Here is a 15,303-nt window from a genome sequence, read left to right on the forward strand (position 1 = left end):
ATCCCCGACGAAACCACCATTTGTTGGCGCTGATGGAAAATTGACCCACCCTGCCGATTGAAATTTGACCCAGGGCGGATTGCTGATTTTGTTACCAGCAACTGTGGATAAGTCTACCAGCGCAGCTGCTGTTGCCCCCACTCCTTCGCTAGCCCAGTTCAGTTGTTTAAGACCTGCCACACGCAGCCATGTAGCAGGCCGTCGTCGCCATGAAATCAGAACGGCTCATCGTATAAAATGTGGCAAAGAAAGGTGATGCCAGCGCCAGCGTTAACAGAACTAAGGCGAGCGGTATGAAGCGGTTGCCGGCGAAACTGCCATTGCCGATCGCCGTCATCGTGCGGAACATCTCACTTAGCGCCAGGATCATCATAAAACTGCATAAAGCCATGTATAACATTAAAACCACTCCTTACTGCCCGCGTGCTAGGGTCGTATTTCCGGCTAATTCCAGATAGTCCCGGCCCTTATCGTGGTGCATAGCCCTCTTCAGCCAGTGCTTTCATGATCTGGTTGATTCCATCCATCATCAGATATGCCTCAATATCTGACGTCGCCAGGCCGCGGCAGTCACTGAATCCCAGACGCTTAACCAGTTGCGCCAGAGCCTGCGCTTCTCTGTGTGTCAGCTGTATATTCACTTCAACGGGTTTTTCGTGGCGAATTTCATCTTTCATGGTCAGAGTCCTTTTTTGATGTTTCGTGAAATGTACCAGGCTTCTTTTGCCTGAGCTACAGCCCAGATCCAGACGAGAGTTGACACAATGCACAGCCCCGTCATGTTCCAGAAATGACCTGTCGTATATTCATGGCCATGAAGCAGGAGGCCGGCGCCGGCCGCCAGGCTCATGACCAGGAAAAGGACGGCTGCGCCGGCGTGATAAATGATGCTGAACATGTAAAACCCCCTTCTGGCGACGGTAGCGCCAGTCTCTGTCTGTATTAAATGGTCGCCGCCTGCCGGGCGTCTGCCTGCATCATGGCGTCAATCAGGGCGCCGGCGCAGGCAATATTCAGGCACGTCATGTTCGATTTCAGGGGCGCCATCATGTCCGCGCGGCTTCTTTTCAGAAACGGCTGCAGCGGACCACGATAGCCCTGTGAGGTCACGATAATCAGCTGAGTGGCCGCATCATGCAGTGCCGGCACGCCGGCCAGAATATCCTGCTCAGCCGCGCTGATATACACGGGTGAACCGGCGATCACAAAGCGCTCGTCCGGGCAGCGTTGCATCAGCTCAGCCAGGGAGGCGCAGCGGCCCGCCAGCGGGGGCCGTGCCGTCAGTGAGCCCCAGACGGTCGCCGGCGCGAAGGGCATGGCGTGAAACGTTGCCTCATACGCGACCGCCGGATCGGTATGGTGGCGCAGCCCCAGACCGGCCGACATGGCCCACAGCTCGATGCCCGGCCACCGCGCCGCGATACCGCGGGCACGCCGCCAGTGTGCGCCCCGGTAAAGCTCTCCCGTTTCCAGCACCCTGCCAGGACGGCGGGCAGCCTGGGCGATCAGCCTGTACCAGCCGTCAAAGGCGTCATCAAGGGAAGTGTCGCCCGGAAAAACGGTATCCTCCACGCTGCCCGCCTTGCGCCGGGTACAGGTGGTGATGAGGTGAAGACGTCTGTTCATTCAGGGCCTCCCGGCTCTGGTGCGTCTGTGCCTGCCGCGCGCGGTTCGCCGGGCCGCCGGGCACGAATATCGGGCAGACCCCGGCAGGCATCGTTCCAGTGCGTGCCCCGATCGGGGTTATTGGCCAGCTTACTGATCCAGGTTTCTGACACATTCCAGCGGCGGGCCAGCTCCTTCTGCTTCCAGCCTTTCGCCCTGAGCAGCGCTCGCCACTCCTGCGGGGAAAGCGGCGCCGCCGTGATGCCGGCCGCATGACAGGTCGTTTTCATCGCGTATGCTCCCGGCCCTAATCCTGCCCCGGCCGTGCCGGCTGGATTTGACGCAGTATTGTTGTTGCCTGCCATCCCGTAAACCCGAAGGTATCGGCCAGTTCGCCGGGCAGTGACGCGGCCAGGCGCGGCAGTTCGTCCGGGGATTCATTGTGAAAGACAAAACTGACCCCCTCATCCCTGATGCGCGACATCAACATTGCAATAAGCCGGTGCGGTCCCTCATGGCTGGCGTATTCCGTGACCTTTTCAGTAAACCGCCGGGGATTGCTGCAGCTGATACCCCGGTCGGCCAGGAACGCCAGAAAGCGCTGCAGGAAACCGGGGAGATCCCTGGCGGTCAGGGCGGGTTTCAGCACCGCTTCTGCCTGGACCTGTGTGAAGCCAAACGCCGCCGCCAGCTCAGGGGAAAAGTCCGGCGTGTCAGCGCTGGCCTCAAAAATGACACCATCGTTTATGGCCTGCTGCATGTCCGGGGGCATATTCCCGATCATATTTTCACGCACGCCCCATGCACGGCCGGCGCTTTCGGTCAGTCTCTGCGGATCGCTGCAGCTGACGCCCCGCTCCGCCAGGAACGTCAGGAAACGCTGCAGGACGGCGGCACCGATCTTGCCGGAGACGGGCGCTTCCCCGGAGGGATAGAAGACCCTGACGTTGGTGTTATCCAGTAAGGCCTGTTCAGCGCCGGCGCCGGACCCGGTGCTTTTTCCGCTCCGCCAGGCCGTATTATTTCGACTGACGATGGCAGGATCGACATGTTCGCTGTCCACGATGCTGTTAATGAACGTCACTGACTGTTCTTCGCTGAAATCAAAGTCGCGCTGTAACAGGGACAGCAGCCTGTCATGCCAGTCATCTTTCACGCGACTGGCGGCATTAACCATGAACGTGACGTTCAGTACACCGGCCAGTAAACAGGCAGCCTGGTCGGCCACATACAGGCTGAAGTACTCCAGTACCGCCTGTTCAAATGCAGCGGGATCGCAGCAGACCACTTCCACAGCTCCCAGCGACTGCAGAAACCGCCGGGTGTTTTCGGTCACAGCGTCGGCGGGATTGAGGGCGATGGCGCGGCCGCGCTGTGACTGGATGTCAAATGTGACGATACGCTCCGTGACGGGCATCCGGCCGTGATCGGCGATGAAGCGGTAAAGCTGCTCCACCGCTTCCGTGGCGGTCATCCCCATTGCCTCCAGACGCAGTTCGGCGCGTTTCTTCAGCTGCTCATCGAGACGCACGGTCAGCTGGGCGTTTTTGGCCCGCTTTTTACGTTCAAAAAAACCGGTCATGCTCCTTCCTTTTTGTACAGTCATCTGGCTTTACATAATGTACAGCCATTTGTACCGCACTTTTGCGCACGGGACCACATTTTTTCGCCGTTGCGGTTTAGCGGTAGTCCCGGATCTGCTTTCCGGCCTCCGGCGCGCTGCGGCCCGGCAACACAAGATGTAGCGGTGTTCTCAGCTGGCTGTGACGCTATATGTTGTGTCCTTCCCCTGCCCCGTGACCGGCCGCTCACCACCATAAAAGGGCGATATGGTTATTTCGTGTGCGTGGTACACTTCCGGAAATCCGTTAAATTATAGAAAGTCGGATCAGGTGAAAACGGGGACCCGGTAATTTAACTACGTGGTTATATGGCTGCTTGTTATCAGGTGAGAAATAATCACGGCTTGGAAAATAATCCTTCATGATGATGAGAAGAGTTAATGTCGTGAAACTGGTTGTGGCGAGTGACTATTTGTCAGCTAAACACAAAGGAGTTCAGAATGGGACGTTCAATACCGGTGAAGATTGGTCAGAAGGAATTTGCATCAAAACAGAAAGCCCGCGGCTATTACATGGATCAACGACCTGACGTGAAAGCTGTCGGGATCATTTCAGAAGGTGACTATTTTGAAGAGCTGAAGGAACTGTTCACCCTCTATTGTGACAGTTGTCCGGGCTGGGAACTGAACGGTCGTCTGATTAAACATTTTACGGTTCAGAATGAACCTCGTTTTACGAATGGCCGCTGGGTGTCACATCCCTGCTATAAGGTCCAGCTGAGCAACGGTGAGCTGAGACCGTTTTCGGTTGAAAAGGCAATAGACGCCATCGTAAAAGCAGCTGCAGCTGATCAACAGAAATAGAAGGCGGGATTTCTCATATGAAAGACATGATGATTGATATTGAAGCGGAACGATTTAATGAATGGCTTGAGGAAAATTACCCGGATATTGTCCCTGAGTCTGAAGCATGGGAGGAGGCCGCGAACCTGTATTACTGGGAGCAGGAGGCGCTTGCTGATCAGGCTCAGTGGGATCATGAACATGGACTGTTCGTGGTTTCCCTGAACGATGTTCATCAGCGTCACCGGCACGCAAGACAGGAGCTGCAGAAGCTACATGCCCTGCTCGACAGAGAGCAGCCAGAACTGGTGTACAGGATGTCTTTCGTCCATGCAGTGACTGTCATGGAAGCATACCTGATGTACTGCGCCAGGGCTCTGCTGGAACATGACTGGCCTCTTAAACGCTTCAGGGATGAATATTACCTGAATTCAGAACGCGTCAAAAAAAACAAAAAGCAGTCTTTGCGTGAGATGGAACTTGATATGTTCAGGCCCGCCGCACGCAATTATGTTTCCCGAATGACGTTTCATAACGTTAAAACCATTGAGCGCTATTTCAGCGCCGTGCTGCATACTCCGCCCGTCTGGCCGGTTAAGCCGCTGGACATTATTGCAGACTGGCGAAACGACCTTGTGCACCGTAACGGGGTGGATGAGCATGATGTGCCAAGAGGTATATCAGCGCAGCAGCTACAGAATGCTCTTCAGAGAGTGTCTGACCTTATAGAGGCAGCACACCGTTCCCTGTGCCAGGAGGTGGACTATTTCGGAAACTGGCGTAGTGAGGAAAACCGGGAAATCATTGCTTCAGCGCTGAACATATCAACAGACAGAGATGTATCCTGATAACTGGAATCATTATACTCGTACTGCAGACAGTCTCGGTTGCTCAGTAGCCGGTGGTCATCGATTACCCTGCCGTGCTGGCGGTGGAAGTGAGCTTACTACGGCCCGGATCTTTAGCACAAAATGCTGCTGTCGAAGCTCTGGAACACTGGTGCGCGCATTAACCAGGCGCTGAGCGATAGGCCAAGAGTGCCAATTTTGCCCGTCAGTTTTCCCGTAACTATGCTCTTTCTAACGTAACTCTTTACACCATTTGTAAGAAGTTCAATGAAGTCGCTAAAGAAAAATGGTTTGAGCCGCTTGAAGAAGAGACGCACGTTTCTGAATACGAATAGCAGAAGCCATACTGAAGCATGAACGTTCGAGATGATATTGAGCTGAAAATATTGACGACAAAGAACAAGCGAGAAGCAGTTATCCTAATAGTTGCAACTATTAATAAAAATTGAAACACTCAATACTTTTATTCTATGATCTCCATCGCAATTTCTATCAATTTAAATACAATTATCAAAAATCAATTATAATGTAATAATAAAACCAATTAATAGCGTTGAGGAAATTATGAGCATAAACCCTATAATAATAAGGCAAAATTTTAAAATCGGCGAATTGGACGCTGAATCAGACACACTTCTCTTGGAAAACTGTTTTATTGATAGTGGTTATCTTTCTAAACTATTAAACCCATCTGATACATCATCTATAGTTATAGGAAGAACAGGCGCAGGAAAAAGTGCTTTGTTGCACATGGTGGCAAACAAAGCACATAAATATAAAAAACTTGACCCTAATGATATTTCAATAGGTTTTCTAGAGCATTCAGATATAATTTCATTTTTTGAAGAGTTAAATGTTAATCTTGATATGTTTTATAAAGTATTATGGCGACATATTTTAATTATGGAATTATTAAAAATACGCCATGACATTAAGAGTGAATCTGATACGAATAGCTTTTTCTCAAACTTGCTTAGCAGGCTAAAAAAGATGAGATAAAACGAAAAGCCCTTGAGTATTTTAGGGAGTGGGGAGATAAATTTTGGATAGATACTGACACCCATCTTAGGGAAATAACATACAAACTGGAACGTGATACTAAGGCTTCGATTGGCACAGAATACAGTGCTGTAAATCTTAGTGCTGAATATGCAAAAAAACTAACCGAAGAACAAATACATGATGTTAAGAAACGAGCAAATGAGGTTGTCAGTAGGTTACAGATTCAAAAACTTAATGAAATACTTTCATTGCTTGCTGAATATTCTTTTGATGACCCACAAAAAAACTATTACATCATTATTGATCAACTGGATGATAACTGGGCGGAAAATGATACAAGATATAAATTTATAAGAGCGCTAATTGAAGAGATTAAGGTGTTTCGTAAAATTAAAAATATCAAAATAATAGCTGCTTTACGCCTGGACCTTTTACGATCAGTATTTAATATTACAAGAGGCTCTGGTTTTCAGGAGGAAAAATATGAGTCATATATACTTGATATAAAATGGACCTCTCAACAACTAACCGAATTAGTCCAAAAACGAGTGCGAGAGGTATACAAAAGACAATATACTCGAGAAGATGTTACTATTAAAGATATATTTCCAAAAGCAAAGGGGGGGCATTTAGGCATCACCCCTATTGAATATATAATTGAAAGAACATTATTTCGACCAAGAGACGTTTTACAATACGTGAATGAGTGTTTTAATGTGGCACTTAACAGAGAAAGAATATCATGGGATTCAATTCATAAAGCGGAGGCAGTCTATTCCTTAAAGCGCCTGAGATCTCTAAAAGAAGAATGGGGGGATATATACCCTTCCTTTGAGGAAACAATTGAAATACTGAGAAATCTTCCTGATAAATTTAGTAGAACATCTATGTCAAAAAACACTATAGACGCGGTATTAAGTGAATTATCCATTCAAAATACTACTGATCCATGTGCTATTACAGCAAACAAATTTTTAGAAGGAGAATCAAGAGAACAGGATGTCATTAATGAAATAATGCTTTGTCTTTATACAGTTGGAATTGTAGGTTTCAAGATTAGTAGCCTGACACCTTACAAATGGGCATTCAGAGACAGTACACCAACAACAAAAAATGAAATCAAACGTGCCAGTCTGATGAAAATTCATAAGATGCTCCATTCAGCTCTAGATATAAGAATAATTACTGGAAATCGCTATGAACGCGATGATGAGGAAGATATTGAGTGTTCTTAATTATATTATCTTTTGGTTTATAACATTTTTTGCCAGAAACAAGGATTATTCCCACACACACTAAGAAACTTTACTTTGAAGATGGACGGATGACAGCAGGAGCCGTCCTCTTTTCTGTTACTTACATCCTGACATTCCTCCATTTATCCCAAATATTCAGTACTGGACGCACCTTTGAGTATCATTCAAACTGATTGTAAGATTTAAACTTACAATCGTGAGGCTTGTATATCGCCAGAACAATAACAGTGGATCTCGGACACGAACTCCGTGACTTCATAGAATATCTCATTGAATCAGGTGATTATCGTACGCAGAGTGAGGTGATCCGCGAGTCACTTCGTCTCCTTCGCGAGAAACAGGCAGAATCACGTCTCCAGACCCTGCGGAATTTACTGGCAGAAGGCCTGAGCAGCGGCGAGCCTGTGGTGTGGGAAAAGGACACGTTCCTGAAAAAAGTTAAAGCAGGCACAAAGCCTGCCGGTGAAAAACGTTAAACTCACACCTAAAGCCAGTCAGGATCTTGAGGATATCTGGTATTACGGCTACCACCATTTTCGGTGAGGAGAGGGCCGACAGATATATTAATCAGCTCTCCGCTTTTTTTTTGTTTTGGAGTGCTCATAATATCGGTACTCCCCGTCCTGAACTGGGGGAATACATATTGGCACTACCCGTTGAATGACATATGCTTTATTTTCTGCAGACTGATACTGAAATTATTATTATCCGTATATTAAGTCAGCATCAGGATGCCGGCCGTCATCTCAACTGGGCAGTAGTCGGCAACCACATTGCGCTGCGTGAAAACTGACAGGGTTACAGGGGTGTACCAGGTCAGAATTCACGTAGCGCATCCTCCCCTTCCCTGCTCCCTTCCTTTTTTTGTTCGATCCTGTTTGTCCTGGCATTACCCCAATTCTCCCAAAAACCGTAAAACAGCCATCAACCCGCGTCATTACTGGCTTCATGGAGGATCTGAGCAGAAAAAGGATCCTTTACGTATTTGGTTTTACCCGCAATAATGCGGGATAAGACAATAAAAGGATCCGCGCGCTGCGATTTATTGTCATGGCAGGATCGGCCCGTCAGGTGCAAAATACCTGTATCCATAAACAGTGCGTGCGCTACGTGAAAAATAACTCATGAACAGCATCATTCCCTTGCAGAATTCACCAGAACGCGTCTCCCTGCTGCCGATCGCCCCGGGCGTTGATTTTGCGACCGCGGTGGCACTCCGGCGGATGGCCACCTCAACAGGTGCCACGCCGGCTTACCTCCTGGCGCCGGAAGTGAGCGCCCTCCTCTGGTATATGCCTGACCAGCGTCACCACATGTTGTTCGCCACCATGTGGAATACCGGGATCCGTATCGGTGAAGCCCGGACGCTCACCCCGGAATCGTTCGACCTGGATGGTCTGCGCCCTTTTGTTCGGGTGCTGTCGGAAAAAGTGCGGGCACGTCGTGGCCGGCCGCCAAAAGATGAAGTGCGTCTGGTACCGCTGACGGATGCCAGTTTTGTGCGTCAGATGGAAAGCTGGATGGTCACCACCCGCCCCCGCCGGCGTGAGCCGTTATGGCCGGTCACGGATGAGACAATGCGCAACTGGCTGAAACAGGCGGTGAAGCGGGCTGAAGCTGACGGCGTGCATTTTTCGATCCCCGTGACGCCGCATACTTTCCGTCACAGCTATATTATGCACATGCTTTATCACCGGCAGCCCAGGAAGGTCATCCAGGCACTGGCCGGGCATAAGGATCCGCGCTCGATGGAAGTCTATACGCGGGTATTTGCGCTGGACATGGCTGCCACCCTGGCCGTTCCCTTTACCGGTGATGGGCGAGATGCCGCGGAGATCCTTCGCTCCCTGCCCCCGGCCGGCTGAGATTGACGGCCCTGGCATGACGTCCTGTATTCCGCTAATACGAAATACAGGAGCAGAGCGCATTCAGTGCCCCTCCCTGCTCCAGCACACCAGGACATCATTCGGATGACTGAACAGCCGTGGTCTTGCACGGTGACCTGCAAGCCTGCAGGCATCGACATACCGCAGACAAGACAGGACACAGGCCGTACATCCCACAGTGTATTGTTTCCTGAAAGCTCAGTGAATCATCCCGTTAATTGCGAAAGTCATTCACCCCTGTGGCTCACTCCCTTCTGCCATCGGTCTCCTGTTCGCATTTAGCAGTGTGAAGCTGGCGCCGGGTTATACAGACAGCTGCAGTCTCATCCTGCCGGGCTAAACCTGCAATACACAGGGGAACGGATACCGTCAGGTAACATGACCGTCTCAGCATCCGATTGAGATTTTCGTAAGGGGTATAGAGCTTTACTGAAAAATTGACTGTGGCATGTTAACACGTGTGGAGCAGTGCACAGACCTGGGAATATCGCCGTTAAACCCGCATACCGTAGTCAATATCTGCGTATCACGGCCTGAAATCACATATGACAGTCAATATTGTTCGATCATGGCAGACATGATGGAGAACACATATTGACTGCGGTATGCGTGATGCATATCACAGTCAATGGAATGTCCTTAGCGGCATCCGGCAGTCATGTTATGCATATCGCAGTCAATTTTCTGGCTTCATCGCTGAGAGAGCTTCGGCCAGTTTAAGGGGATCGATGCCAGCAGCCTTCAGCGCCTTAATGACTTCGTCATAATTTTGCTCTGGCGCCTTCTCTTCTTCCTCTTTGCGCGGAACCTTCACAGGACCACTGATGAGTTTGGGGTTGCGATAATGCACGCTGAAATAGGTGGCTCGGCCACGTTTAAACTCAGTGTAATCCAGATAACCAATATCCCGCAGCTGCTCCATCGCCTTACGCACCGTGTGGTTCTGCGTATAGACATTTGAGGTGAGATTCAGCCGGTCACGCATCCGTTTCATGGAAATAGGTGCAGGATTCTGGGGAAGACTTTCGATGTAGGTATAAAGCGCCTGGGCTGATTCCTTGCGCTGCAGGGCGTCAATGGCTTTCAGCCGCAGCAGTACCCTTCTGTCCATGTGGTAAAGCTCAAACAGCTTAGGTTCAGCCTTGATCTCAACGATATCCTCGTTGATATCATAATAGGCTGACTGCACCAGATGGGTGGTCCATCCTTTGGTCTCGCTCTGGAACTTCAGCGTAACCGAGGCGAGTTTAAACAGGGAATTACTGATGCGATCGCGCATTTTTTTGTTTGAACGACGGGAGTCAAATCCGCACATCTTAACGAATTCGACGAACGACAGTTCCAGGGTGTCACTTTTTACCCCATACTCCGACATGGAGCGAATTATCCCCAGCCAGACTTTAAAATCCGTGTCCATATCAAGACGCGAACCGGTGATCTTAACGTCAGTGTATCCTTCGCTTTTGGCAATGGACAGCTGTACAAGCTCCTCAGTCGCGTCTGTAACGTTTTTCCGGTTCGCCTTGCTCTTCCCTGTTGATTTCAGAGTTGGGACGAAGAGACCGAGTCTCATGAGCGCTACTGGCTGCACGGTACTGGTGCTGTTGACATCCAGCTTAACAACTTCACCGGTTGTCTTATCAACCTCCTGAAGGTTCAGAAGTAAGCTGTTATTTTCGCTCGTCATCTTGATCCTCAACGGTTATCCACAAAAGGATGTAGTAATACGTATCGCAGTCAACGGATATACATACCTCAGTAAATACCGTTGCATATCACAGTATTAGATTATGCATATAACAGTCAACATTTTACATTCCACAGTCGATCCAGACAGACGTTAAAGCCAGTTACAGCGCATGCTGGAGCGATCCGGGGATCTCTTTTGGATCTCATTATGATCTCCTTGGGATCAATTATTGGATCGAGACCATGAATAACCCAGATACAAGCCCGGAAGCGCCACACCAGATATCCAGAACCCTGGCCTTATTTTCCTGAATACGCTCTGGAAGATTGAGATCTACAGGTACAACAATGAAACATTGACTGCGGTATGCTGAGTCGTCTTTCCTCTTCCTCGACACAGATGCGGTAAGCATCATACCATAGTCAATATATTACATACCGCAGTCAATTTCATTATTACTGGCTGATCCCGAGCCATCTTTAGCAACCCGACGTACGTGCAATCTGTGAATTCTGTGATTTTCCGCTTCCTCGCCGCTTTCTCACTGTGTGAGATCGCTTACTGCGGCGAGCGGCAGTGATTAATATTGACTGCGGTATGTACTCTTTTGTAATCCCCTGCGTTCTTTCATTACCCAATGTGGTTCACTTTGCACTTTTTCGTGTACTTTGCGATTTTATTGTTGCTTTGCAATGAATTCCAAGATTTAATAAAATAATGCAAAGTGATGATTAAAGGATGTTCAGTATGGGACTCATGGATACACTCAACCAGTGCATAAGTGCTGGTCATGAAATGACGAAAGCAATCGCCATTGCACAGTTTAATGATGACAGTCCGGAAGCCCGAAAAATAACCCGGCGCTGGAGGATTGGTGAAGCGGCAGATTTAGTTGGCGTGTCATCTCAGGCTATCAGGGATGCCGAGAAAGCTGGCCGGCTGCCGCACCCTGATATGGAAACCCGTGGGAGAGTTGAGCAACGCGTTGGTTATACCATCGAACAAATCAATCACATGCGGGATGTATTTGGTACACGACTGCGCCGTGCTGAAGATGCGTTTCCGCCGGTGATTGGCGTTGCAGCTCACAAAGGTGGTGTTTACAAAACCTCAGTATCCGTTCACCTGGCTCAGGATCTTGCTCTGAAAGGACTCCGTGTTCTGCTTGTTGAAGGCAATGACCCACAGGGAACTGCTTCTATGTATCACGGATGGGTGCCCGATCTTCATATTCATGCTGAGGACACTCTCCTGCCCTTTTATCTTGGGGAAAAGGATGACGCCAGCTACGCTATAAAGCCCACCTGCTGGCCTGGCCTTGATATCATCCCGTCCTGTCTGGCACTGCACCGCATTGAAACCGAGCTGATGGGGAAATTTGACGAAGGCAAATTACCTGCTGACCCGCACCTGATGCTCCGTCTGGCCATTGAAACTGTCGCTCATGATTATGACGTGATAGTTATCGACAGCGCACCCAACCTTGGTATCGGTACGATAAATGTTGTATGCGCTGCTGATGTTCTGATTGTCCCTACTCCGGCAGAGCTGTTCGACTACACCTCCGCACTGCAGTTTTTCGATATGCTTCGTGACCTGCTTAAGAACGTGGATCTTAAAGGCTTCGAGCCAGATGTCCGTATTCTGCTTACCAAATACAGTAATAATAATGGCTCGCAGTCCCCGTGGATGGAAGAACAAATTCGGGATGCCTGGGGAAGCATGGTCCTTAAAAATGTTGTGCGCGAAACGGATGAAGTCGGCAAAGGTCAGATCCGTATGAGAACCGTTTTTGAACAGGCTATTGATCAACGTTCTTCAACCGGTGCCTGGCGTAATGCCCTCTCTATCTGGGAGCCTGTTTGCAATGAGATTTTTGATCGTCTGATTAAACCACGCTGGGAGATTAGATAATGAAGCGTGCTCCTGTCATTCCAAGACATACCACACATACTCAATCGACTGAAGATACTTCATCACCGGCGCCGGCCGCGCCGATGGTGGATTCATTAATTGCGCGCGTGGGTGCTATGGCCCGCGGTAATGCAATCTCTCTTCCGGTAAGTGGACGGGAAGTAAAATTTACCCTTGAGGTGCTCCGGGGAGACTCTGTTGAGAGCGCTTCACGCGTATGGTCAGGCAATGAGCGCGATCAGGAACTACTTACCGAAGATGCTCTGGATGATCTCATTCCTTCATTTTTACTGACCGGTCAGCAGACTCCAGCTTTCGGCCGCCGGGTTTCTGATGTCATAGAAATTGCAGACGGCAGCCGTCGCCGTAAAGCCGCAATCCTGACGGAAAGTGATTATCGCGTTCTGGTTGGTGAACTGGACGATGAGCAGATGGCTGCATTGTCCCGACTGGGTAACGATTATCGGCCGACGAGTGCTTATGAACGTGGCCTGCGTTATACAAGCCGGCTGCAGAATGAGTTTGCAGGAAATATTTCTGCGCTTGCCGATGCGGAAAACATTTCACGTAAGATCATTACCCGCTGTATTAATACGGCCAAACTGCCTAAATCCGTTGTTGCCCTGTTTGCACATCCTGGAGAACTGTCTGCCCGGTCAGGTGAAGCCCTTCAGAAGGCTTTTGCAGATAAAGAAGAATTACTGAAGCAGCAGGCTGAGACTCTCCACGATCAGAAGAAAGCGGGACTAATCTTTGAAGCTGAAGAGGTCATTAGTCTTTTAACATCCGTACTGAAACAATCTCCCGCATCAAGAGTTAATCTGAGCTCACGTCATCAGTTTGCTCCAGGGGCAACAGCATTGTATAAGGGCGATAAAATGGTGCTTAACCTGGATAAGTCCCGCATTCCTGCGGAGTGTATAGAGAAAATAGAAGCCATTCTTAAGGAGCTTGAGAAACCAGGAGTCTGATGCGGACACGCATTAGTCTACGGTGATCTCCCTTTACTTCATTTCCTTTCTCACAGGCCAGAAAACATAACTGGCCTGAATATTCTCTCTGGGACCACGGTCCCACCTGCATCGTCGGTCAGCTTATCTGCCTGGGACCACGGTCCCACCTGTATCGCCGGTCAGGTTATCTCCCTGGGACCACGGTCCCACCTGCGTCATCTGTCAGCTTATCTGCCTGGGACCATGGTCCCACCTGCATCGCCGGTCAGGTTATCTCCCTGGGACCACGGTCCCACCTGCATCGTCGGCACATTATTAGTTAGGGATAACGGTTCAATCAATGCCTGTCACGAACAGGTATTGGCTTGTCGCCAGCAACCCGATGAGCGGAGTAATCACGCAGCAGGGCGGCTATTACAGGCGATGGTGAAAGCTCTATTGGGATCTGAACGAAGCATGTTGAGTGAAATTTGCAAAATTTCGCAGAGTATGCAGCTTAATCTTTAAATTTCCGCCGGCATTTTTAAAGCCAGCTACCGACGCTGCGCGTTGGCCGGCCCTTCGTCCGGCGGGTAACCAGTACCGGCCGATCTTACGACCCTGGATGAACATCATCCCGTCAGCAGCGTCTCCACTGTGATGTCGTTTTTCACACTGTCCGATCACAAAATAGAACGGGGAGGGACAACATATGGTAGGAAAAGCAACTGCCAGAGACACAATATATTGATTATCCACAGTAACGGGGGATAACCGTGTGGGTAACATATTGAAAGTCCGTCACGTTATCGTATTAATTGACTTTGTAGACACCACTGGACCATGAAAAGAATCTGGGGGAATCATCACAGCGCATAAACATACCGTTTGTTTTTGGGGGACGGCAAGGAGGCCCCTGTTATCCAGTGCGCCGTAAAACCCCGACCTTCAGGGCGGGGATATAAGGCGCGGTTTTCGGTAATGACTCCAACTTACTGATAGTGTTTTATGTTCAGATAATGCCCGATGACCTTGTCATGCAGCTCCACCGATTTTGAGAACGACAGTGACTTCCGTCCCAGCCTTGCCAGATGTTGTCTCAGATTCAGGTTATGTCGCTCAATGCGCTGAGTGTAACGCTTGCTGATAACGTGCAGCTTTCCCTTCAGGCGGGATTCATACAGCGGCCAGCCATCCGTCATCCATACCACGACCTCAAAGGCCTACAGCAGGCTCAGAAGACGCTCCAGTGTGGCCAGAGTGCGTTCACCGAAGACGTGCGCCACAACCGTCCTCCGTATCCTGTCATACGCGTAAAACAGCCAGCGCTGACGTGATTTAGCACCGACGTAGCCCCACTGTTCGTCCATTTCAGCGCAGACAATCACATCACTGCCCGGTTGTATGCGCGAGGTTACCGACTGCGGCCTGAGTTTTTTAAGTGACGTAAAACCGTGTTGAGGCCAACGCCCATAATGCGTGCACTGGCGCGACATCCGACGCCATTCATGGCCATATCAATGATTTTCTGGTGCGTACCGGGCTGAGAGGCGGTGTAAGTGAACTGTAGTTGCCATGTTTTACGGCAATGAGAGCAGAGATAGCGCTGATGTCCGGCAGTGCTTTTGCCGTTACGCACCACGCCTTCAGTAGCGGAGCAGGAAGGACATCTGATGGAAATGGAAGCCACGCAAGCACCTTAAAATCACCATCATACACTAAATCAGTAAGTTGGCAGCATTACCCAGAATAATGTCGCTATGGAA

The 15,303-nt window shown here is 49.7% G+C and carries 16 protein-coding genes and 3 pseudogenes; 10 read left to right on the forward strand and 9 right to left on the reverse strand.

Features of this window, described 5'->3' with window-relative positions; genetic code table 11:
* The 7 genes from KOSB73_RS31040 to KOSB73_RS25310 form a co-directional block, all read right to left on the reverse strand.
* A partial coding sequence (locus KOSB73_RS31040; RefSeq protein ID WP_207762617.1) for a hypothetical protein occupies positions 1-180 on the reverse strand: 180 nt, incomplete at its 3' end.
* Positions 167-400 (reverse strand): hypothetical protein, encoded by a 234-nt coding sequence (locus tag KOSB73_RS25285; RefSeq protein ID WP_047727569.1) that lies wholly within the window; start codon positions 398-400, stop codon positions 167-169. The genes KOSB73_RS31040 and KOSB73_RS25285, both read right to left, overlap by 14 nt.
* A gap of 67 nt (positions 401-467) precedes the next feature.
* Positions 468-677 carry a DUF7706 family protein gene (locus KOSB73_RS25290; RefSeq protein ID WP_004187413.1) on the reverse strand — a complete coding sequence of 70 codons (210 nt, stop codon included), beginning with the start codon at positions 675-677 and terminating at the stop codon, positions 468-470.
* A gap of 2 nt (positions 678-679) precedes the next feature.
* Entirely contained in the window at positions 680-898 is a 219-nt protein-coding gene (locus KOSB73_RS25295; RefSeq protein WP_011091034.1) for a hypothetical protein, read from the reverse strand.
* 44 nt (positions 899-942) lie between these two features.
* A complete protein-coding gene (locus KOSB73_RS25300) occupies positions 943-1,626 on the reverse strand; it encodes a hypothetical protein (RefSeq protein ID WP_047727568.1) in 684 nt (227 codons plus the stop codon).
* Positions 1,623-1,895 carry a helix-turn-helix domain-containing protein gene (locus KOSB73_RS25305; RefSeq protein ID WP_047727567.1) on the reverse strand — a complete coding sequence of 91 codons (273 nt, stop codon included), beginning with the start codon at positions 1,893-1,895 and terminating at the stop codon, positions 1,623-1,625. The genes KOSB73_RS25300 and KOSB73_RS25305 overlap by 4 nt, the downstream gene beginning before the upstream one ends.
* A 17-nt stretch (positions 1,896-1,912) precedes the next feature.
* On the reverse strand, positions 1,913-3,187 hold the full coding sequence (locus tag KOSB73_RS25310; protein ID WP_086817650.1) for a type II toxin-antitoxin system RelB/DinJ family antitoxin: 1,275 nt from the start codon (positions 3,185-3,187) through the stop codon (positions 1,913-1,915).
* 102 nt (positions 3,188-3,289) lie between these two features.
* Here KOSB73_RS25310 and KOSB73_RS31405 point away from each other — a divergent pair.
* The 8 genes and pseudogenes from KOSB73_RS31405 to KOSB73_RS25350 all read left to right on the forward strand — a co-directional run.
* Positions 3,290-3,484, forward strand: a pseudogene (locus KOSB73_RS31405) (hypothetical protein); the annotation flags it as partial.
* 183 nt (positions 3,485-3,667) lie between these two features.
* Positions 3,668-4,030 carry a hypothetical protein gene (locus KOSB73_RS25320; RefSeq protein ID WP_000533745.1) on the forward strand — a complete coding sequence of 121 codons (363 nt, stop codon included), beginning with the start codon at positions 3,668-3,670 and terminating at the stop codon, positions 4,028-4,030.
* A 17-nt stretch (positions 4,031-4,047) separates the two neighbouring features.
* Entirely contained in the window at positions 4,048-4,857 is an 810-nt protein-coding gene (locus KOSB73_RS25325) for a hypothetical protein (RefSeq protein WP_047727565.1), read from the forward strand.
* 564 nt (positions 4,858-5,421) lie between these two features.
* Positions 5,422-5,856 carry a hypothetical protein gene (locus KOSB73_RS31225; RefSeq protein WP_016236299.1) on the forward strand — a complete coding sequence of 145 codons (435 nt, stop codon included), beginning with the start codon at positions 5,422-5,424 and terminating at the stop codon, positions 5,854-5,856.
* Between the two features lie 110 nt (positions 5,857-5,966).
* A complete protein-coding gene (locus KOSB73_RS31230; protein ID WP_370511968.1) occupies positions 5,967-7,094 on the forward strand; it encodes a P-loop ATPase, Sll1717 family in 1,128 nt (375 codons plus the stop codon).
* Between the two features lie 224 nt (positions 7,095-7,318).
* Positions 7,319-7,591, forward strand: a complete 273-nt coding sequence (locus KOSB73_RS25340; protein ID WP_155075505.1) for a type II toxin-antitoxin system ParD family antitoxin — start codon at positions 7,319-7,321, stop codon at positions 7,589-7,591.
* A pseudogene (locus KOSB73_RS31235) lies at positions 7,578-7,908 on the forward strand (type II toxin-antitoxin system RelE/ParE family toxin). Before KOSB73_RS25340 ends, KOSB73_RS31235 begins: the two are co-directional and overlap by 14 nt.
* Before the next feature lie 331 nt (positions 7,909-8,239).
* Entirely contained in the window at positions 8,240-8,980 is a 741-nt protein-coding gene (locus KOSB73_RS25350) for a tyrosine-type recombinase/integrase (RefSeq protein WP_001515717.1), read from the forward strand.
* Between the two features lie 697 nt (positions 8,981-9,677).
* Here the strand turns inward: KOSB73_RS25350 and KOSB73_RS25355 are convergent.
* Positions 9,678-10,688 (reverse strand): RepB family plasmid replication initiator protein, encoded by a 1,011-nt coding sequence (locus KOSB73_RS25355; protein WP_000200070.1) that lies wholly within the window; start codon positions 10,686-10,688, stop codon positions 9,678-9,680.
* Positions 10,689-11,438: 750 nt separating this feature from the next.
* Between KOSB73_RS25355 and sopA the strand changes: the two genes are divergently transcribed.
* Together sopA and KOSB73_RS25365 are read left to right on the forward strand one after the other, a co-directional pair.
* Positions 11,439-12,605 (forward strand): plasmid-partitioning protein SopA, encoded by a 1,167-nt coding sequence (gene sopA, locus KOSB73_RS25360; RefSeq protein ID WP_000523812.1) that lies wholly within the window; start codon positions 11,439-11,441, stop codon positions 12,603-12,605.
* On the forward strand, positions 12,605-13,576 hold the full coding sequence (locus KOSB73_RS25365) for a ParB/RepB/Spo0J family plasmid partition protein (RefSeq protein ID WP_004206785.1): 972 nt from the start codon (positions 12,605-12,607) through the stop codon (positions 13,574-13,576). Before sopA ends, KOSB73_RS25365 begins: the two co-directional genes overlap by 1 nt.
* Before the next feature lie 953 nt (positions 13,577-14,529).
* Here the strand turns inward: KOSB73_RS25365 and KOSB73_RS25380 are convergent.
* Positions 14,530-15,227: pseudogene (locus KOSB73_RS25380) on the reverse strand (IS1 family transposase).
* Positions 15,228-15,303: the final 76 nt, after the last annotated feature.

Source organism: Klebsiella grimontii, assembly GCF_900200035.1.
GTDB lineage: Bacteria > Pseudomonadota > Gammaproteobacteria > Enterobacterales > Enterobacteriaceae > Klebsiella > Klebsiella grimontii.